The organism is Deltaproteobacteria bacterium (genome assembly GCA_020845895.1).
In the GTDB taxonomy this organism is placed as follows: domain Bacteria; phylum Lernaellota; class Lernaellaia; order JACKCT01; family JACKCT01; genus JADLEX01.
The window spans coordinates 1-20,957 of record JADLEX010000100.1; the positions used below are offsets into that span (position 1 = coordinate 1).

17 protein-coding genes are annotated in these 20,957 nt (G+C 65.7%); 14 read left to right on the forward strand and 3 right to left on the reverse strand.

Features of this window, described 5'->3' with window-relative positions:
• From IT350_13655 to IT350_13685, 7 genes are all read left to right on the forward strand, one after another.
• On the forward strand, positions 1 to 377 hold a 377-nt coding region (locus tag IT350_13655; protein ID MCC6159088.1), incomplete at its 5' end, for a hypothetical protein.
• 341 nt (positions 378 to 718) lie between these two features.
• A complete protein-coding gene (locus tag IT350_13660) occupies positions 719 to 2,203 on the forward strand; it encodes a PD40 domain-containing protein (GenBank protein MCC6159089.1) in 1,485 nt (494 codons plus the stop codon).
• A 136-nt stretch (positions 2,204 to 2,339) separates the two neighbouring features.
• Positions 2,340 to 4,271, forward strand: coding sequence for a selenocysteine-specific translation elongation factor (gene selB, locus IT350_13665; GenBank protein ID MCC6159090.1), 1,932 nt, complete (start codon positions 2,340 to 2,342; stop codon positions 4,269 to 4,271).
• A complete protein-coding gene (locus IT350_13670; protein MCC6159091.1) occupies positions 4,268 to 5,305 on the forward strand; it encodes an SGNH/GDSL hydrolase family protein in 1,038 nt (345 codons plus the stop codon). The genes selB and IT350_13670 overlap by 4 nt, the downstream gene beginning before the upstream one ends.
• The gene (locus tag IT350_13675; protein MCC6159092.1) at positions 5,302 to 6,333 is read left to right on the forward strand and encodes a hypothetical protein; all 1,032 of its coding nucleotides are present in this window, start codon (positions 5,302 to 5,304) and stop codon (positions 6,331 to 6,333) included. The genes IT350_13670 and IT350_13675 overlap by 4 nt, the downstream gene beginning before the upstream one ends.
• A complete protein-coding gene (locus IT350_13680) occupies positions 6,330 to 7,373 on the forward strand; it encodes a hypothetical protein (protein MCC6159093.1) in 1,044 nt (347 codons plus the stop codon). Before IT350_13675 ends, IT350_13680 begins: the two co-directional genes overlap by 4 nt.
• Positions 7,370 to 8,419 (forward strand): hypothetical protein, encoded by a 1,050-nt coding sequence (locus IT350_13685; GenBank protein ID MCC6159094.1) that lies wholly within the window; start codon positions 7,370 to 7,372, stop codon positions 8,417 to 8,419. The genes IT350_13680 and IT350_13685 overlap by 4 nt, the downstream gene beginning before the upstream one ends.
• Positions 8,420 to 8,428: 9 nt before the next feature.
• Here IT350_13685 and IT350_13690 read toward each other — a convergent pair whose 3' ends face one another.
• Positions 8,429 to 10,258, reverse strand: a complete 1,830-nt coding sequence (locus IT350_13690; protein ID MCC6159095.1) for a long-chain fatty acid--CoA ligase — start codon at positions 10,256 to 10,258, stop codon at positions 8,429 to 8,431.
• Positions 10,259 to 10,491: 233 nt separating this feature from the next.
• Between IT350_13690 and IT350_13695 the strand changes: the two genes are divergently transcribed.
• Genes IT350_13695 through IT350_13715 form a run of 5 tightly spaced genes read left to right on the forward strand, consistent with a single transcriptional unit; the run spans position 10,492 to position 14,964 of the window.
• Positions 10,492 to 10,842, forward strand: a complete 351-nt coding sequence (locus tag IT350_13695; protein ID MCC6159096.1) for a hypothetical protein — start codon at positions 10,492 to 10,494, stop codon at positions 10,840 to 10,842.
• A 54-nt stretch (positions 10,843 to 10,896) separates the two neighbouring features.
• The gene (locus IT350_13700; GenBank protein ID MCC6159097.1) at positions 10,897 to 11,796 is read left to right on the forward strand and encodes an SHOCT domain-containing protein; all 900 of its coding nucleotides are present in this window, start codon (positions 10,897 to 10,899) and stop codon (positions 11,794 to 11,796) included.
• A 26-nt stretch (positions 11,797 to 11,822) separates the two neighbouring features.
• The gene (gene alr, locus IT350_13705) at positions 11,823 to 12,968 is read left to right on the forward strand and encodes an alanine racemase (GenBank protein ID MCC6159098.1); all 1,146 of its coding nucleotides are present in this window, start codon (positions 11,823 to 11,825) and stop codon (positions 12,966 to 12,968) included.
• A 10-nt stretch (positions 12,969 to 12,978) separates the two neighbouring features.
• Complete coding sequence (locus IT350_13710) at positions 12,979 to 13,746, forward strand: ABC transporter permease (protein ID MCC6159099.1); 768 nt, start codon at positions 12,979 to 12,981, stop codon at positions 13,744 to 13,746.
• 12 nt (positions 13,747 to 13,758) lie between these two features.
• Entirely contained in the window at positions 13,759 to 14,964 is a 1,206-nt protein-coding gene (locus IT350_13715; GenBank protein MCC6159100.1) for a hypothetical protein, read from the forward strand.
• Here IT350_13715 and IT350_13720 read toward each other — a convergent pair.
• A complete protein-coding gene (locus IT350_13720; GenBank protein MCC6159101.1) occupies positions 14,939 to 16,138 on the reverse strand; it encodes an MFS transporter in 1,200 nt (399 codons plus the stop codon). The genes IT350_13715 and IT350_13720 overlap by 26 nt on opposite strands.
• An 88-nt stretch (positions 16,139 to 16,226) precedes the next feature.
• Here IT350_13720 and IT350_13725 point away from each other — a divergent pair, with 88 nt between their 5' ends.
• Entirely contained in the window at positions 16,227 to 18,092 is a 1,866-nt protein-coding gene (locus IT350_13725) for a hypothetical protein (GenBank protein MCC6159102.1), read from the forward strand.
• A 1-nt stretch (position 18,093) separates the two neighbouring features.
• Here IT350_13725 and IT350_13730 read toward each other — a convergent pair whose 3' ends face one another.
• A complete protein-coding gene (locus tag IT350_13730; GenBank protein MCC6159103.1) occupies positions 18,094 to 20,022 on the reverse strand; it encodes a GNAT family N-acetyltransferase in 1,929 nt (642 codons plus the stop codon).
• A 176-nt stretch (positions 20,023 to 20,198) separates the two neighbouring features.
• Between IT350_13730 and IT350_13735 the strand changes: the two genes are divergently transcribed.
• Positions 20,199 to 20,885, forward strand: a complete 687-nt coding sequence (locus IT350_13735; protein ID MCC6159104.1) for a hypothetical protein — start codon at positions 20,199 to 20,201, stop codon at positions 20,883 to 20,885.
• Positions 20,886 to 20,957: the final 72 nt, after the last annotated feature.

A 20,957-nucleotide genomic window follows, 5' to 3' on the forward strand; every position in this document is an offset into this window, starting at 1 on the left:
ACGATTTCGAGGAGTACTTCGAGATCACGATCGACCCGGAGGACGGCATCGTGCTGGGATTCGTGCTGTGGAACGGCGGGACCGCGACGGAAATGGTCGGCTGCGCCGAAGTGACGAACGACTCCGGTCAGAACGTCGTCTACTTTTCCGACGAGAACGGTCCGAGCCTGACGCGCACCTCGACGCATCCGTTGAACTCCAGCTTCATGCTCTTCAACGTCCCTGAAGGCGGACCGTACGACTTCACCGCGACCGTGGACGAGACCGAGGAGACCGGGACGACGGTGCCGCAGGTCTTCGAATCCGCCGTGACGATCAACTACCTCGTCTACGGCGGCGAATACGAAACGAACCCGACGCCGACCGGGTGCGAGTAAGATTCTGACCGGGGACACGCAGCGCGCCCCACGCTGCGTGTCCCCGGTTTTCCCACGCATCGCGAGGCGCGTCACCGCGCGACAATTCGCTCCCATCCCATCCCGCTGACGCCCGCTGACGCGCGAAACACCCGTCGCCCGGCGAAGGGTGAGGAGCAGCAGGGACAGGCGAGCCTGTCCCAATTTCCGTGGGAAACGGCCACAGCGTAAATGGCTCATCCCCGTTTTTTCTTGACAGCGCGGGCGGCCATTGACTAGCATTCGCGTCCGTTCAGGGCATTTTTTTCATCGCTATCGTTCGGGCATCGGTCCGGACTCAGCCAGGGAATTGGAGGCGGCACATGAGGCACATCGGTCACGGGTTCGCGATCGCGGTGGCGGTCGTCGCGGTGTTCACCCTCGCGGGCTCCGCGTGGGCGCAAACCGGCATCGTCACGGGTCTTTCGCAGCTCACGAAGGACGAGGACGTCGATCTGTATCCCAACGCGGCCAAGACGCAGGTCGCCATCGTCTTCGAATCGTTCAAGGACAAGAACTTCGAGGTCATCCTGATGAAGCCCGACGGCGTTCCGCGCCGTCAGACCACCGACGAAGAAGACAACAACAACGCCGCGTGGCTCAAGGGCGACGAGGGATTCCTCTTCGATTCGTTCCGGCAGGAGATGCGCGGCGTGTGGCTGAAGAGCCTGCGCGTCGGCGGTGACCAGCAGATCTCGCGCGGCAAGACGGCGGATTTCGACGCCGAGGCCAATCCCTCCTCGGGGCGCGTCGTGTTCTGCGCGATGGAAAACGAGGAGAACGTGAAGATGCGCGACGACGGCGAGCGCTGGATCCGCGTCTTCGACGACGAGATGCCCTACATCTGGTTCGTCAACCCGGACGGCTCGGGACTCACGCAGCTCATCAAGGGCATCAACCCCACGTGGTCGCCCGACGGCGAGCGCATTGCCTTCGCCAGCAACGTGACCGGCAATTACGAGATCTATTCGATCAAGCCGGACGGCTCGGGCCTGCTGCAACTCACCAGCCGCCCCGAAGCGCCGGACATCGAGCCGACGTGGAGCCCCGACGGGCGCAAGATCGCGTTCACGTCGTACGTGAACAAGGACTGGAATCTGTGGATGATGAACGCCGACGGCACCGGCCTGACGCAGCTCACCACGGAAGAAGGGCTCGACGGCGGTCCGTCGTGGGGCATCGACGGATTCATCTACTTCCACTCGGAGCGCTCGGGCGATTACGACATCTGGAAGTTCAAGCCCGCAGGTTACGAGCCGGTGCCGGTGGACGCCGACAAGGACGGCGTGGCCGACAAGACGGACAAGTGCCCGGATCAGCCCGAGGACATGGACGGCTATCAGGACGAAGACGGTTGTCCGGACCCGGACAACGACAACGACGGCGTGCCGGACGCGCAGGACAAGTGCCCGAAGGAAGCCGAGGACAAGAACGGCTTTCAGGACGATGACGGCTGCCCGGACAAAAATCCGCTGGCCGGCGGCGTCACGCTCTACATCGACTTCATGGGGAACAATCAGGTCAAGCCGGATTCCTTCTTCCAGCTCGACCAGATCGTGGACAAGTTGAAGGGGACAACGGGAACCATCGAGATCCGCTCCTTCACCGACGGGCAGAAGTCCGACGCCGCGGCGCTCAAGCTCACGCAGTCCCGCGCCGACGCGGTGAAGAGCTACTTCATGCAGCGCGGGATCGAATCGACGCGGCTCATGTCGATCGGCTACGGCAAGGCGAATCCGATCGATTCGAACTCCTCGGCGTCCGGCCGCGCCAACAACAACCGCATCGAGGTTCACCTGATTCAGTAAACGCGACACACGACTTCAAAGACGGCGGGGATTCGTCCCCGCCGTTTTGCTTTTGACGCCCCACGCGACGCCGGGCATACTTTCGGCGACGAAACCCCGAAGAGATGATGCGTATTCCCATGAGGCCGCGCAGGCCATGAAGAACCTGATCCTCGGCACCGCGGGGCACATCGACCACGGCAAGACGGCGCTGGTGCGCCTGCTGACCGGGATCGACTGCGACCGACTGCCCGAGGAAAAGGCGCGCGGCATCACCATCGAACTGGGCTTCGCGTCGCTCGATTTGCCCGGGGGTGTGCGGCTCGGCATCGTCGACGTGCCCGGTCACGAGCGGTTCGTGCATACGATGGTGGCGGGGGCGGCGGGCATCGACCTCGTCATGCTGATCGTCGCCGCGGATGAAGGCGTCATGCCGCAGACGCGCGAGCACTTCGACATCTGCCGCCTGCTCGGGGTGCGTGCGGGTCTTGTCGCGCTCACCAAGGCGGATCTTGTCGATGCCGACATGCTCGATCTCGCGCGGGCCGACGTCGCCGATTACGTCGAGGGAAGCTTTCTGGGCGGCGCGCCCATCGTCCCCGTTTCGTCGGTCACCGGAGCGGGCCGCGATGACCTGATCCTCGCGCTGGCCGAGGTCGCCGCGGGCGTAACGCAAAAGAATCCCAGCGATCTCACGCGCCTGCCCATCGACCGCGTCTTCACGATGAAGGGCTTCGGCACCGTCGTGACGGGAACACTCGCGAGCGGCGCTCTGGCCGTGGGCGAGGACATCGTGGTGATGCCGGACGGCCCCGCGACGCGCATTCGCGGACTCCAGGCGCACGGAGCGCCCGTCGAACGCGCGAACGCCGGGCAGCGGACGGCGGTCAACCTGCAAGGGGTCGCGCGCGAAGACGTGCGTCGGGGGCAGGTCGTCGCCAAACCCGGAACGATCGAGCCCGCGTCCATGATCGACGTGCGCCTGCACCTGCTGCCGACCGCGCCGCGAGCGCTCAAACGTCGCGCCCGCGTGCGTTTTCACGCACACACGAGCGACGCCGCGGCGCGGGTGATTCCGCTTTCGGCCGACGAGATCGAACCCGGCGGCGAGCACCTCGCACAGCTTCGCCTCGAACACCCGATGGTGCTCCTGCCGGGCGACCGATTTGTGCTGCGTTCGTGGTCGCCGCTCGTCACGATCGGCGGCGGCACCGTCGTCCACGCGCGCGGCGCAAAGTATCGCCGTCCCCTCGATGCCGTCCTCGCCGATCTCGTCGTGCTCGAGTCCGGGTCGGTCGAGGAGCGGCTCGCGGTGCTCGCGCGGCGGGCCGGTGTGCAGGGGATCGCGTCCACCGCGTTGCGGGGCCTTCTCGGTGCATCGCAAAAGGATCTCGACGCGGCGTGCGGCCGCATGCTGTCGACCGGCGTGCTCGTGCGTTTCGACGAAGGCGGCGACCGGTACGTGAGCGGGAGCGTTTTCGCGACGCTGCGCGACGAGGTGCGGGACCGGCTCGACGCGCACCACCGCGCACAGCCGGATTCGCCGGGCTTGACGCGAGGCGACCTCGCGGCGCGCGCGCTCCACGGCACACCGCCGCGCCTGCTGGCGCGAGCGCTCGCCGGCATGCAGAAGGACGGCACGATCGAGATCGACGGCGATACCGTGCGCCGCACGGGGCACCGGGCCGCTTTCGCGGGCGAGGCGATGTCGGAATTGACGAACCGCGCGGCGGACGCGCTCATGCGTGGGGGGATCGCGCCGCCGACGCCGAAGGAGATCGCCGAACGTCTCGCGGTGAGCGCGTCCGATGTCGATCGCGCCATCGCGCATCTGGTGAAAATCGGCAAAGCGGTGCGCTTGACGAACGCACTCTACTTCGACCGCGAAAAGCTCGACGACCTGCTCACGATCGTGCGCGCCCACCTCGCGTCGGCCGGCGAGATCGACGCGCAGTCATTCAAGGATCTCACGGGCCTGTCGCGCAAATTCGCCATTCCGCTGTTGGAGTACTGCGACGCGATTCGCCTGACGCTGCGCGTCGGCGATCGGCGCATTCCCCGCACCCAAGTTGACGGAAAAGCGCCATGACAACGCGCCGGACGCGCCGCTGGATCTATGCGCTCGGTCCGGCGCTTGCGATCATCGCGCTCGCCGAGGTCGGTGCGCGACTCGTCATGTCCGACGGCCCTCTCGCCGAGGTTCGTCGGTCGCTCTACGCGCGCCTCGACCGCGACGCGGCGCTGATGCACGAGTCGCTCTACGAGCTGCACGCGCGGGACCTGTTCGTGCCCGACGAGTACGCGGGATATCGTCTTCGCGACGCGACCGATCCGGCGTCGCGTCAGCCGCCATATCTTCCCCCTAAACCCAAAGAACCCAACGAGATTCGCGTGGTGTGCGTGGGGGATTCGGTCACGTTCGGACGCTCCCTCGAGGACTCGTGGCCGGGACGCTTGCAGCGCCTTCTCGACGCCGATGCGCCGTACAGCATACGCTTCGTCGTCTTCAATGCGGGCACGCCCGGGCACAACGTCGTGCAGTGCAAGCGCATGCTCCAGCATCGGTGGATGGCGCTCGAACCCGACGTCGTGATCTGGCACGAATCGGCGCGCTTCGCGGAACGCCCCGAGCCCGCGCCGCCGATGAACGTGCGGCAATTCACATGGCTGTCGCGGGCGTACCGCGCGCGGTCGCTTTATCTGCTGCTCGCCGCCCGGCAGGCGTGGGCGACACGCGATGAGCCGGATGCGCCGTCTCGATACGACGCCCCCGGCGCAAGCGAGGGAGATGCGCGCGCGGTGATCGAGCTGGCCCGGTGGTGCGTCGACCGGGGCGTGCATCGGTTCCTGTTGGTCGACTATCTCACGCAGGACGAGCAGGGCATCGCGCGGGGTCACGGCGGATTCGTCGAGGCGTCCGCGCACGCGGGTGAAGCCGGGGGGAGTTTCGACGCCGTCCCTCTGCTCAATGCGTTTCGCGCGCATCCCGGCGGCGCAGCGGCGCTCTTCACCGACCGAATCCACCTAACCGGCGAAGGCATGGACCTCATCGCGCGTGCCGTGCACGACAACATCACATCACGCTTCTCCCGCGAACGCGCTCTTTCGGAGCCAGCGCGATGACACCGACGACGCGACGTCGGCTCTTCGCGCTCGTCCCCGTGCTCGCGCTCGTGGCGCTGGCGGAGATCGGCGCGCGCGTGGCGCTCTCCGACGCCGTTCGCGGACGCGTGCTCGACCGGCTGTTTCGCGACGCGGACCCGAACCCCGACGCACGGATTGTGCACGAATCGTTCCTGCAACTGCGCATCGCGCCGCAGCTCGTCGCCGATCCTTATGCCGGCTATCGCCACCGCGATCCCACCGATCCCGAATCGCGCCGCCCGCCGTATTTGCCCGCGACCCAAAAAAAGCCGGGCGAGACGCGCGTGGTGTGCGTGGGCGATTCGGTGACCTTCGGCAACGCGTTCGACGACTCGTGGCCGGGACGTCTGCAACACCGCCTCGACGACGCCGCGCCGGGGCGATTCACGGTGTTCAACGCCGCCACGCCCGGCCACAACGTGGTGCAGTGCAAGCGGCTGCTGCAAAGCCGGTGGATCGAACTCGCACCCGATGTCGTGATATGGCTCGAAAAGTCGCGTTTCGCTGATCGCGTGGAGTTGCCCGAGCCGATCGATCGCGGTCGCATGGCGGCGCTCGAACAGATCTACCGATTCCGCGCGCTCTATCTCGTCACGGCCGCGGCGCAGGCGTGGTCGGCGCGCCGGGCCGACCCCGTGGCGCGCGCGTTCGATTCATCGCTCGCGCCCGCGCACGACGCACGGTCGAACGTGCTGCCCGATCTCGCGCGGTGGTGCGGCGAGCGCGGCGTGCGCGCGTTTGTCGCGCTGGCGTATCTGGAGCACGAGGGCGACGAGATCCGCACGCTCGAAGGCGATTTCGACGAGACCGCGCGCGCGAAGTACGACTCCGAGCCGTCGCGACTCGTCTTCGCGAACCCGCTCACGGCGTTTCGCGCGCATCCCGGCGGCGCGGCGGCGCTGTTCACCGATCGAATCCACCTGACCGGCGAGGGCGCGGATCTCGTCGCCGCAACGGCCGCCCAGGCCGTGCTCGCGGGTCTCGAACCCGTCGGAGAAACGCCGTGAGGCTTCGCGCGCGCCGACGCCTCATCGCACTGGCGATCTTTTTCACGCTCGTCGGCGCGCTCGAAATCGCGGCACGTGTTGCGATGTCCGACGTGGCGAATGGCGCGCTGCGCGCGTGGCTGATGCGGCGGCTCGGCGCGGACGACCGCGTCGTTCACGAGTCGCTCCACGAGCTGCGCACGAAGACGCAGTTTATCGCCGATCCCCACGCGGGATATCGCCACGTCGATCCCACCGACCCCTCGTCGCGCCGCCCGCCGTTCTTGCCGGCACCGCCGAAAGCGCCCGGCGAGGTGCGCGTGCTTTGCGTGGGTGATTCGGTCACCTTCGGCAACTCGTGGGACGACTCGTGGCCGGGGCATTTGCAAGTGCTGCTCGACGCCGACGCACCCGGCCGCTACGTCGTCCTCAACGGAGCGACGCCCGGCCACAACCCCGTGCAGGTGAAACGGCTGCTGCAGGGGCGCTGGATGGCGCTCGAGCCTGATATCGTCGTCTGGTACGAGTCGCCGCGCGTGGTGGACCGCGTCGAGCTACCCGCGCCGCTCGAACCTTGGCGGCTCACGGCGGCGAACCAGATCTACCGGTCGCGCCTGCTCTACGCCGTGTCGCTCTTTCGCCAAAGCCTCGTCGCGCCGCCGCGCACGGACCTCGACCGCATGTTCAACGCACCGGCCGGAGACGTGAACCCCGATCGCAACACCGTGCTGCCCGGCCTCATCCGCTGGCTGCGCGACCGCGACGTGCGCGGTTTCGTTGCGGTCGATTACCTCGCGTATATGAACGGCGAGATCCGCAACGCCGACAGCGTGCGCGAGACCGCGCCCGACTTTCTTCCGCGCGAACCGATCGACAGCATCGCGTTCGGCTATGTCTCGGCGCTGGACGATTTCCGCGCGCACGCGGGGGGACCCGACGCCCTCTTCACCGACTGGGTGCATCTGACGCCCGCGGGCAAGGACCTCATCGCCGCCGCCGTCCGCCGGTGGATCGTCGATCATACGGAGGCGACCGCACCGGACGCGGAGCCGTCGCCGTGAATATGCAAAACGCCCGCTGTCTTCGCCGCGTCGCGTTCGCGCTCGTGCCGGCGCTCGCACTCGTCGCGTCGATGGAGATCGCGGCGCGCATCCTGACGCGCGATGTCGCCCGCGCGACGAGACCGTTTTACGAGAAGCTGCTCGGCGGCGACCGCGACGCGATCATGACGCACGAGGCGATGCACTGGACGCGCCTCGACCACGCCTTCGTCGCCGACGAATACGCGGGCTATCGCGTGAAGGATCCCGCCGATCCCGCCGAGCGACGACCGCCCTACTTTCCGCCCGCGCCCAAGACGCCCGGCGAGATCCGGGTGATTGTGGCCGGCGACTCGGTGAGCTTCTACAACAACGCGAACGAGAACTGGCCGCGCAAATTGCAGGAACGATTGAACGCATGGGCGTCGCCGGGCGTGCGCTTCGCGGTGTTCAACGGCGCGGTGCCGGGCCACAACTCGATGCAGACCAAGCGCCTGTTGCAGGGGCGCTGGATGCAACTCGAACCCGATATCGTGATCTGGTACGAGTCGCCCGCGGTCGTGGACCGCATCGAGCCTCCCGAGCCCCGCGCGCGCGCCGAAGTGGAGTGGTTGCGCCGCGCGTGGAAGGTGCGTTCGCTGTATCTGCTCATATCGCTGCGCCAATGGGCGCGCTGGGGCGACGAGGGCGTGCTGCACCGGCTCACCGACGCACCCGCGGCGTATCGCGAGGGCGACCTGCCCGACGCGTTGCCCACCACGGTGCAGTGGCTGGGCACGCGCGGCGTGCGGGCGTTTGTCGGCGTGGAGTATTTCGGCTGGGTGGAGGGGCGACTGACGCCGCTCGACAGCACGGACGGCTCGCCGAGCTACCTCACCGCCGCGTCGCCCGGCCTATACGTGGGGATGGCATCTCCGCGCGGGCAATTCGCCGCCGAGCCCGGTCTGCCGGAATCGGTATTCGCCGACTTCGTTCATCTCACGCCGCGCGGTATGGAACTCGTGGCGGACGCGGTCTTCGAGCACCTGCGCGACCACTGGAGCGAGATCGAGCGACGGTCCGAGTGAAGCGCTTTGTCACTCGCCGCCGGCGTACATCTTCTCGATCAGGTCCTTGTATTTTTCGTGGACGACGCGGCGTTTGACCTTCTGCGACGGCGTGAGCACGCCGTTGTCCTCGGAGAACTCGTGATCGACGATCGTGAATTTCTTGATCGTCTCGAATTTCGCGAGATCCTTGTTCACGATGTCCACCCGCTCCTGCATCAAACGCACGACCTGCGGTTTGCGCACGAGGTCGGCGTGGCTCGACCATGACAGGTTCTGTTCCTTGGCCCAGTGCTCCAGCGCGTGGAAATCGGGGCCAATCAAGGCTGTCAGGTAGTTGCGATTGTCGCCGATGAGGATGACGCGTTCGACGTAGGGGTCGATGTTGAACGCGGTTTCGATGCCGAGCGGGCCGATGTTTTTGCCCGCGCTCGTGATGATGAGTTCCTTTTTGCGGTCGGTGATCATCAGGCGGCCATGGTCGTCGAAGCGGCCGATATCGCCGCTGCGGAAGTAGCCGTCCGCGGTCATGACCTCGGCGGTGGCTTTGTCGTCCTTGTAGTAGCCCTTCATCACGTTCGGACCCTTGATGAGGATCTCGCCGTCGTTATCCAGCTTGATGTGGACGTTTTCGATCGGCGGGCCGACCGTGCCGAGCTTGTTTTTGCCGGGCAGCGTGACCGTGGCGACCGGGCTCGTCTCGGTCAGCCCGTAACCCTGATAGATGTCGATGCCGAGGCCGTTGAAAAACGCCATCAGGTCGGGCGAGAGCGGCCCGCCGCCGCCGTAGGCCACGCGGATGCGGTCGAGCCCCGCCTTTTCTTTCACCTTGGTCAGCACGATCTGCGCGGCCTTGTATTCGAGCGACAGGAAACCCGGCACGCGCTTGCCCTCGTTGCGGTAGCGGAACACTTCGAGCCCGATCTTGTGCGCGCTCCAGAAGAGTTTGCGCGCGGCCTCGGGACGCGACTTCAGGATCGAGAGCACGCGCATGTAGAGCTTTTCGTACAGGCGCGGCACGGACATCAGCACCGTCGGGCGAATCGCGGCGAGCGCCTCGCGCATGCTGTCGGGGTCGAGCCCCTCGCTCATGCCCAAAACGCCGCCGACCTCGAGGCAACCGAGGAAATCGGCGGTGAATCCGAACGAATGCGAGAGAGGCAGGTGCGAGAGCCACGTGTCCTTGCCCGTCAGGTCGAACAGATCCTTGACCCCGCGCTGGGACATGAAATTGGAGTGCGTGAGCATGACGCCCTTGGGAACGCCGGTGGTGCCCGAGGTGTAGATGATCGCGGAAAGGTCGTCGCCGGTGACCGCCTTCACGCGCTCGACGATAGCCTTGTCGTCAAACCCGTCGGCTCCCTGTTTGACGAGGGTGTCGAAGGAAATGAACGCGCCGCCCGGGTCGTCGGCCACGGGCAAAAAAGAGATGATGTGTTCGAGCTTTTTGCAGTCCTTTTTGAACTCCAGCGCCTTTTTGCGGTGGTCCTCGTCGCCGACGAAGATCACCTTGGCGTCGGAATGGTTCACGACATAGCCCGCTTCCTTGGCCGTGAGCGTCGGGTACACCGGCACGAGCGTCGCGCCGATCGTCTGAATCGCCACCGTCGCGAAAATCCACTGCGGGCGGTTCGGCGAAAAAATCGCGACGTGATCGCCTTTGTTCACGCCCATCTTCACGAGGCCGAACGCGGCGTGCTCGGCGAGCTTTCGGCATTCGCCCCGGGTCATCGGGTGGAAGGTGTCGGTCAACACCCCGTTTTTTCGCCGCGAGATGATCTGCGTGACGGAGGGATCGTCGGTGCGCCGGTTGTGCAGGACGGCGGCCAGGGACACTTCGGGCAGCATGGGGCCGGTCACGGGGACTCTCCTGGATCGAATTGGCGATGAGCAAACGCGCGCGTTGCGGATGCTCGAATTTCGCCGGATTCGCCGCGAAAGGCAAGACGGAAGACCGGGCGGTGCGACCTCGATCGGCGTACGGATCGGGCGCGCGAAACGTATCACGAAGCAAGCCATTAAATGGACATTGACGTATACTAATAAAGGTCGACAATGATTGGACCCATTCCACGGGCTGTCCGGAGGGACCGATGAAGACTCTGTCCATGCTTCTGGCATTGGCGTGCGCGGCATGTTTCGCCGTCACCGCGGTCGCGATCGGATGCGCGGGTGATGACGATGACGACGACTCCGCGGCCGACGACGATGACGCCACGGGCGACGACGACGACGCGGGATGCACGCAGCAGACGCTCTGCGAATACGCCGTCGAGTGCGGATACTTCGGTTCGGTCGAGGAATGCGTGTCGGCCTCGGAAGGCTGCGCGAATCTCGCCGCCCAGACCGAGTGCTCCTGCGCGTGTCTCGACGCGGCAGACGAAGCATGCAGCGACGATGCGTACCAGTGCGGCGGAGCGTGCGTCGAGGCGAACTGCCCGTAAGCGGAGTTGGCGAAGTTGCGTTCGCGGCGACCGGTCGTTAGAATCCGCCGCGTCATGAACGCACGCACCCCCATGCGGCTCTCGCGCCGCTTTGCCGTGGTCGCCATCTGCCTGTCCGGGCTCGCGCTCGCCGCGTGCTCGAAGGCGGGTTTTCAGACGAGCGACGTCTATCGCAAGGGCAAGGACGCGATCGTCCTAACCTGGGAGACGGACGCGAACGGTCGCGTCGTGCCCAAGGGATTTTCGCATCCCGCGACCGTCGAACCGGCGAAACTCGCCGCGATCCTCGCCGACCTGACCTACAGCGAGCACGCGTTTTTCAAGTGGCGCGAGCGCGATCGCGTGTTCGACGAAGACGAGGTGAAAAAGCTCGCCAAGTCGATGGCGAAGGCGCTTTCGACCTGTAACGCCGACCAGTGGGTGGGCTTCGACGTCACGTCGTACAAGCGGGATCTCGTCTTCAAGTCGCGCAAGCTCACGAGCGGCTGGGCGTGGGTCAAGGACGACCGCCTCCACCTCGTGCTCGGCAACTTCCTGTTCGAACTGTCGAACGAGGATCAGCCGTATTCGGGCGATCCGCGCGCGCGGTATTCGCTCGGCACCTTTCGGCTCGATCCGGGACCGCACAACGCCCCGCCCGCGATCGTCGCCGACGATCCGTATCTGAAAAAAGAACACACGAACTGGACCGTCGTGACGCTGACAAACTGGGCGCCGAAACCCCGCCCCGAAGAGGACGAGGACGACGCCGGGACCACGCCGCCGTCCACGCCGCCCGCGCCGGTTCCGGCCGCCGCCCCGCCGCCCACTCCCGCGGAACCGGCAGCTCCGCCGCCCGCCGAAACGCGATCGGTCGAGGAACGGTTGCAGGAACTCAAGGCCCTGCTCGACAAGGGGCTCATCACGCCCGAGGAATACGAGAAAAAACGCGCCGAAATCCTCGGCGCGATCTGACAGTTCCCGGCCGGGAAAGGATCCGGATGCTCACCCACTACACGCATCGCCCCACATTCGCGCTGATCGACCTCGACGCGCTGGAGCACAACTACCTCGCGATCAAGGACCGGCTTGGTCCCGACGTGCGCATTCTGTCGGTGATGAAGGCCGACGCGTACGGCCACGGCTCTGTGGCGCTCGCGGCGAATCTGGAGCGGCTCGGCGTGGCGGCCTTCGGCGTGGCGTTTTGCGAAGAGGGCGTGCGTCTGCGCGAGGGCGGCATCACGCGGCCGATTCTGGTGATGGGAGGCATTTACTGGGGCGAGGCCATGAAGGCCCACTACTACAACCTCACGCCGGTCATCATCAGCCGCGAAAACGCGCTCGCCACGATCGCGCAGGCCCGCGATGCGGGAATTTCTTTCGGCGTGCACGTCAAGATCGACACGGGCATGAACCGCATCGGTGTGCAACCGGAGGAGGCCGTCGAGGTCTCGCGCTTGATCCGCGAGTCGGGCGTGCTCCAGATCGACGGCTATCTCACGCACCTGTCTGGCGTGATGCCGAGCCTCGACGACCAGTACTGGAAACAGGCGACGGCCTTTCGCGACGCGGTGCAGAATTTGGAAGACGAGGATCTCGACGCGCCGTGGAAGCACCTGGCCGCGAGCGCCGCGTCGATGGCCGCGCCGCGTCCGCCGTTCAACATGGTGCGCATCGGCATCGCCATGCTCGGGGCGTTTCCCAATCCGAATTTCCGCGGCATGCTCGATCTCCAGCCGGTGCTGACCCTGCGCACGCAGATCGCCCACCTCAAGACGATTCCGGTGGGCGCGCGCGTCAGTTACGGCGGGTTGTGGGAGGCGCAGCGGCCGTCGGTGATCGCGACGATTCCCATGGGCTACGCCGACGGGCTCAACCGCCGGCAGAGCAACAAGGGCCACGCGCTGGTGCGCGGGGTGCGCGCGCCGATCACGGGTGCGGTCTGCATGGACATGGCGATGCTCGACGTGACCGACGTGCCCGGGGTGTCGCTCGGCGACGAGGTGGTGCTGATCGGCGCGCAGGGCAACGAGCGAATCACGGTGGAGGAAGTGGCGGACGTGGTGGGCACGAGCGCCTACGAGATCTTCACGAACATCAACTACCGCGTCGCGCGCATTTATCGGAAAGCGCAGCCGACGACGTAGCGCGGGGACGATGCCCGTATTCGCCCTCATCGGCGGCTATCTCATCTCGGCGGTGACCGAGCTCGGCGCGGTCATGCGGCTGTTCGGCCAAGCTCTGCTCTGGTCGGTGCAGCGCCCGTTTCGCCACGAACAGCTCTTCATCCAGCTCGAATTCATCGGCGTCGCCTCGGTCTGGATCATTCTGCTCACGAGCTTTTTCACGGGCGCGGTCATGGCCCTGCAATCGAGTTACGCGTTCGGGATTTTCGATGCGAACTCGATGGTCGGCCCCGCGGTCGCTCTCGCCATCACCCGGGAACTCGGGCCCGTCATGACCGCGCTGATGATTTCGGGGCGGTGCGGCAGCGCCATGGCCGCCGAGATCGGCACGATGCGCGTGACCGAGCAAATCGACGCGCTCACCACGATGGCCGTGAATCCCGTGCAATACCTCGTGCTGCCGCGCATGATCGCCGCGGTCATCATGATGCCGCTGCTCGCCGTGGTCTTCGATTTCATCGGCACGGTCGGCGCGTGGATCGTCTCGACGTTCCTGCTCGACATCTCGTCCACGCTTTTTTACGAGATGGTCATCTCGTACGTGGATGTCGACGACTTCTCGAACGGACTCGTCAAGGCTGCGTTCTTCGGCCTCATCATCGCGCTCGTGAGCTGTTACAAAGGGTTTAACACGACGCGCGGCGCCAAAGGCGTCGGCATCGCCACCACCGAGTCCGTCGTGCTCTCGTCGGTGTGGGTGCTCGTTTCCGACTACTTCCTCACGGCGATTCTGTTTTAGGGCGGCACGGATATGACTCGCGGATCGATCTTTGCGTTGATGTTCGGGTGCGTCGCGACGTTCGTTTTCTTCGCGGGGTGCGGGTCATCGGGCGGCGGCGACGACGATACCGCAACGCCGGACGTCGGCCTCGCGGATGACGATGCGACGGACGACGACGTCGGCGACGACGACGATTCGAACGAAGATGACGATTCTACCGATGATGATGACACCGGCGATGATGACACGGGGGATGACGATCTCACGGACGACGATTCGGATGACGACGACACCACCGATGATGACGCGGCGGACGACGATTCAACTGATGACGATACGGGCGATGACGACTCGACGGACGACGATACGTCGGATGATGACATTACCGATGACGACACCGGTGACGATGATACGGCAGACGACGACACGGGAGACGGCGTCGAGCGCGTGGTGATCGCGGGCGATAGTTGGTCGTCGGGATTCATCCAGGCGACGATCGACGAATTCGCGGAGCGCGGCTACAGCGACACCGTGGTGTCGTGGGAACTCACCTCGCTGCCCGGATCCACCGCCGAGGATTGGGCCGACAACGACGACGGCCGGCTCGACACCTTGGAAGCAGTCCTGGACATGGACCCGCCGGCGGAACTGCTTCTCCTTTGCGTCAGCGGCAACGATGTGCACGAGATGATCGACGACGGCTACGACGGCTGGCCGGGCTTCCTGCGGGACTGGCGCAAACAGTCCATCGTGGACGACACGCTGCACATCGTGGATACCGCGCTCGCGGGGCGGCCGAATCTGCACGTGGTGCTGATCGGCTACGACTTTCTTCATTACGAATTCAACGACTTCGCGTACGGCATGGGCGATCTGTCGACCGACGAATACAACTTGATCTTCGCCGAGATCGGATTGCAGGAACTCCTGGAGACTTTGACGCGGCCGCGTTTTCATTACGCGCACAACTTCGGATGGCTGCAGTACGCCGTCGGTGACGTCCCGCATCCGCCGTTCCTGCTCCCGCTGTTCCCGTACGACCCGGCGACCGTGCCCGCGCCGGGCACCGCCGCGACGGGCTACTTGCCCTTCCCCGGTGGAAACTTTCTGCTGCCCGGGCCGCTCGACTGGATTCCCGACGGGGTGCATCCCACCGCCGGGGGATTCCGACTGCTGTTCGAGCACACGATGGATCAGGGGCTCGAAAACCTCATGAACGGGCAGCCGTGGAACTGAGCGGGCGCGCGGAATCGTCGACGCGCTCTCGTTTCGGAAGAACGAGCGGAACGATCAGCGCGAGGATCATGAATCCGCTTGCGAGAATCGGCCACTGATAACCGTAACGTTCGCCGATCGGTCCCGTGACGAGCGAGCCCGTGACGAGCCCCGCCATCGCCGCGAGATTCACGAACCCCGTGTTTCCGCCCGCGCGCTCGACGTGAAACAACCGCGCGAGGCCGAGGTAGAGCACCACCACGATCAGGCCGTCGCCCGCGCCGTGAATCATGCGGAACGCCGCCGACACGAGCGGCCCGGTCACCGACATGCCGATATGCCCGACTCCCGAGAGCGCGAGCCCCGCGACGGCAAAGCGCCGCACCGCGCCGTTCAGTAGCGCGACGCGACGCGAGAGCAGCACGGCGAGCGTCGCGACGATCGCGGCGAATTCACCCGTCATGTACCAGCCGATCTGGATCAACGACAGCCCGAGGTTTTCGCGCAGGAACAATCCGTAACAGGTGTATTCGGCGCCCCAGTGCGTGGCGAACAAAAAGAACCAGCCGGCGAACAAGATGACATTGGGTCTACTGATGTCGGCGCGGTAATCGGCGAGACGCACCCTCGCCACGCGCACGGGCACCAGCGCGAACGCCGAGAACGCCAGCGCCGCGCACACGATCGCCATGGCGATGAGCGCCCCGCGAAAGTCGATGCTCACGAGCACGTATCCCGCTCCCGCGGTGCCAATGGCGAGGCCGCCGAAGCGCACGAACTGGTACAGCAGCGCGCGGCGCTCGACCCCCGCGCCCTGATCGGTCTTGAGGAGCTGCACGTCGAGGCTGATGCGATACAGATTGAACCCCACCGCCCATCCGAAAAAAACGAGCAGATAGACGGGGAACGAACGCACCGTGGCGAGCGCGGCGAAGGCAAGCGCCTGCACGACGAGGCTCACCGCCACGAGGCTGCGGCTCGTCACGCGGTCGTTGCCGAGGCCGGCGGGCAGCACGGCGAGCACGCCCGCGATTGCCTGCGCCGCGAATAGCGCGCCGATCTGCGTGCCCGAAAAGCCGAGTTGTTCGCGAAAATACAGCGGCAAAAAGAAGTTCGCCGCCGAGGTGCCCAGCGAAAAAAAGCCGTTGATGACGGCCGGCGCATAGTCGCCGCGAACGGAAAAGGGGCGATGCAAGGGTTCCTCGCGCTGCGGGCGAAGGCATCCGGCGCGCGGCGCGGGGGGACTATCCGGATTTCCCCCGAATGCGTCAATATTGCGAGCCGTGAAGAAGCAACGCATCACCACCCGGTTGTCGGGCGACGTGGACGGGTGGCGCGTGGCGCGCGCCGTGCTCCCCGTCGTCGCCATGATGGCGGTGGTGGGCACGGCGTTCGTCGCATTGCCGTTCATGCCGATCGACGCGGTGCTCGCCCAAGGGACTTGGGGCGCGGGTCCGCCGTCGAGCTCGGCGATCGCCGCCTTCGCGACCGCGCGCCCGTGGTGGGTCGCGTGGAAACCCGAGGCCGTGCACCCGACCGTCGCGGGCGGCATCGAGCCGCTCGTGCGCGTCCCGCGTACGGAAATCCATGCGGGAAATCCCGTCGCGCCGACGAGGGGGTTCGGCTACGACGCGGCGTTCGGCCTACTCACGGCGATTCGAAGCCTCGGTTCGTCCGATCTCGTTTTCGACTTCCGCTTGATGATCCTCGTGCAGCGCGCCGCGTGGATCGCCGCTCTCGCGCTCACCGTCGCGGCGATGTTCGCGCTGGCGGGCGCTCAGATGCGCGTCGTCGTCGCGTATGCGTCCGTTCTCATCGTGCTCCTCGTCTTGTACGCGCCCGAGAGGCGTTTTATTCCCGACGGACTCATCGACAGCGCCCTCGCCCCCGCGTGCGCGATCGCAATCGCGCTCGTCCTCGCGGGCGTTTTTCGCCGACGCGAGGCGGCCGTGCCGCCGCGCCGGGCATTCGCGTGGGGGACTGCCGGCGGCGCCATCATCGGCGTGACGTCGATGATTCGTGGAGAGCTGTTCTACGTCGGCGCATTCGCACTGGTCGTCGTCGCCGTTTTCGGGCCACGCGAACGCGAACACCTCGCCCGCGTGGGTGGCGCTTTTGCAGGGCTGTTGATTTTTCCGATCGCGCACGGCTGGGTGAACCTCGCGGTCTTCGGCCAGTTCATCGCATTTCGATTGCAGGGCGCGCAGAACCTGTTCGAGCCGATCGGGCAATACCCGAATCCGTTTGGAATTCTCTGGGACGACGCGTGGGCGGGCGAACTGCTGAAGACGCGCGGCCTGGCGTATGGCTCGCGCGAGGCGGATCGCTTCTTTCTCGACGAGTACCTGCGCGTTTTCGCCGACGATCCGTGGCTCTTCGCGCGCAACTTTGCGCAGCGCCTGTCGGATTTCGGCGCGCGCTTCGGCTGGTGGCTCGGCCCCGCATGGATCGCCGCGCCGATCGTCGTCACGGCCGCCACGATGCGTCGCGAGCGGGCGCTCTCGCTTAGCGCCGCGAGCGGAATCGTCGCCTCCGCGCTGGTCGCGTTCTGCGCGTGGACGAACTCCATGCCGCGCCTCGTCGCCCCCGCGCATGCCGTGCTGCTTGTGTTTTTCGCCGCCGCGTTCGCGCGGCCGTTCGAACGGCAAAAAGACGACGGCACGCCGCGCTCGATCTGGCCGCTCGTCGCGGCATGCGCCATCGCCGGGGGCTTTGTGATCACTGCCGTGCGTGGGCCGGACGCCGGGGCGCTGCGCGCGCGTTGCGCCGACGGCGATGCGACGGCGTGCGCGCTCCACGCCCGTCGCGCGTTGGACGATGAGCGGTCAATCGCGCGCGACGTGCGTCTCGCGCCGGTCTATTTCGATCTCGCGTGCGAGCGCGGCGCTCGCGAGGCTTGTGCGGCTGCGAAGGAGCTTCGCACGACGCCGCGAGATTTCGACTTCGCGACATCGTCTCCGGACGAGATCGAACGCAACTGCGCGCGAACGCCACGCGCCGAGTGCGCGGCGTGGGCACGAGCCCATCGCGACGCGCCGGACGGCGACCGCCGCCGTGCGAACCGGATGCTCACGTCGATGTGCCTGCGCGTGGTGGACGAAGCGTGCGTCGCGCTCTTCGATGTCGGTGGCCGGACGGCCTCGCCCTGACCTATGCCGATCGCGCCGCGCCCGGGTCGCCCGGCTCCGGAAACATCATCCGAAGCTCGTAAACGCCCTCGACGACGCGGCGGTCCATGTCGAATCCGCCGCTTTCGAACACGTGCATCATCGGCTCGTTGTCGAGCAGCACCTCTGCGGTGAATCCGAGCAAACCCTGCTTTTTGGCGAGCAGGGTGAGGTAGTTGAGCAGCAGCCTTCCGACGCCGCACTTTTGCTGTTCGTCGGCGACGACGAACGCGATGTCGGCCGTGTGATCCATCGCGTTGACCGAATACTGCCCGATGCCGAGCACCGTCTCGTGCAAACCGTCCATACGCACCGCGAGAATCACCGTTTCCTTCGAATAATCGACGACCACGAATTCCTGCAACCGCTCGTGGGGCATGTCGTGGCGCATCGACATGAAGCGGCGGAACATCGTCTTATCCGAGAGGCGGTAGAAAAACACCTTGAGCAGCGGCTCGTCGGAGATCTTCACGGGGCGCAGCAGCACCTCGCGGTTGTCCGGCGTGCGGTAGAACGCCTCGAGTTCCGACGGATATTCGCCCTGCTTGCCGGGGATGAACGCCTGGTCGGAATAGATCAACTTTCGACGCTTCGCTTCCTCGACCAGCCAGGGGCGGAAATTGGGATGCGCGATCGAGATGAGCGCCATGGCGCGTTCGCGGATGCTTTTTCCGTGCAGGTACGCAATGCCGTATTCGGTGACGACGTAGTGCACATCGCCACGGATGAAGGACGCGCCCGAGCCCTCCGGCAGCATGGGCACAATGCGCGAAACCTCATGGTCCATCGCGGTGGACGGCATGGCAAGGATCGATCGCCCGCCACGCGACATGGTCGCGCCGCGCATGAATTCGGCCTGCCCACCGATGCCCGAAAAGAACCGTCCGCCGATCGACACCGCCGTCGCCTCACCGGTCAGGTCGATCGAGAGTGCGCTGTTGATCGCCACCATGTTTTCGTGCCGCGCGATGAGCAACGGATCGGTGACCACGTCGATGGTCTGAAATTCGATCTGCGGATTGTCGTGGATGTATTCGTACGTCGCCTCGGTTCCCATGCAGAAGGCGGCGACGGTCTTGCCGCGATTGTGCGTCTTCTGGCGATTGTCCACGACGCCGCGGCGCATCAACTCGACGATCCCGTCGGTCAGGATTTCGGTGTGGATGCCCAGGTGCCGTTTTTCGGCCAGCGACGCGAGCAGCGCGTTGGGCGTCGGGCCGTAGCCGATGCGCAGCGTGTCGCCGTCCTTGATGAGCCGCGCGACGTAGCGGCCGATCTCCCGGATCGCCTCGGTTTCGGGACGCGCGGGAAACTCCAGGATCGCCTCGTCGTGCGGAACGAGATAATCGACATCCTCGATGTTGATGAAGCTGTCGCCGTGCACGCGCGGCATGCACCCATTCACCTGCGCCACGACGAAATGCGCCGCCTCGGCCGCCGCCTTGCCCAGGTCGACGCTCACGCCCATGCTCATCCAGCCGTGCGCGTCTGGCGGCGATACCTGAATCAGCGCTACGTCGATCGGCAGCAACCCTCGGCGCAGCACGTCGGGCGCCTGCGAGAAAAAGAGCGGCGTGTAGTCGGCGAGGCCTTCGTTGATCGCGCCCCGAATCCCTTCGCCGATGAACATCGAGTTGTAGCGGAAATGGCGTAGCGAGGCGTCATGCGCAAAGGGCGAGTCGCCGAGGCTCCACACCTGAAAAATCTCGGCGTCCACCAGCGCCTTGGGGTGCGCGCGGGCGTAGTCGGCCATCGAGCGCACCAAGAAGCGCGGTTCACCGCAGGCATTGCCCACGAAGATCTTCGCGCCCCGGCGAATGCGGGCGAAGATCCGGTCGATCGTCGTGAACCGATCCGGATAACGCTCGCGCATCTCGCCCAGATATTCGGGCTGTCGCGCTTCGATTCCCATGTCCGACCCAGGAAGCCCATCGGCAAGTCACGAATAAATCACCATAGACCTCCAATTTAGTTCCGTCAAAAGGGATTCCCGATTGTGTTTGAAAGATTACATTATCTCGCGCCCGCTGTGCTTTTCGATCTCGTTGCGATCGGGCGAAGATATTGCGTCGCGAAAAGGAGTACCGCATGACCCCGCCGCGAACCCACTGCCTCATTGCCGCGTTCATCGTTCTCGTTGCCGTGACTCATGCCGCCAAGGCGTCGGCCGATTCCGCGTGGATCCGATCGATCGCCTTCGCCGGAGGCGTTTCTCACCGCGCGCTGCCCAACATGGGCGACATTCTTCCCGGCGATGTGCCCGAACCGAACGGGGCGATACCCTCGTTCGGTCTCATGGGATACATGGAGCGCCCGTCGGGATACGGCTTCGGACTCGACCTGATGTACGCGGCGGGCTCGGCGCGGGGCGACGACGCCGACGTGGAGTGGTGGGACTCGACGACGCTCGTTGTGTTCGGCTACGCGTGGCGGTTCGGCCGCTTCGACATCGGGCCGCGCTTCGGCGGGGGAACGGCGACCATGCAATACGTCTACCGCGCGAAGGATGACTCATCGGCCCGCGACGTGCTCGGCGCGTCAAACGGTTCCGGCAGCATCGACGGTGTCGCATTTGTCGTCGACGGAAAGCTCTACGCACGCTGGCATTTCACCGGCCCGCGCGACGAGAAAAGCGGCTTCCTCGGGCTCGTGGTGGGGTACTCCGGTTCGCCGTTCGAGACCGACTGGCGTTTCTTCAGCCGAAACGTGAGCGGCGGCCCCGAACACCGTTATCAAAGCCCATACGGTCTGTTGACAATCGGGTTGGAGTTCTGACGCGCGTTTCCCTTCGTGCCCCTTGACGCCCCGCGAAGGCGGGACGATCTTGCGCCGCGCCGGCGACGGGGT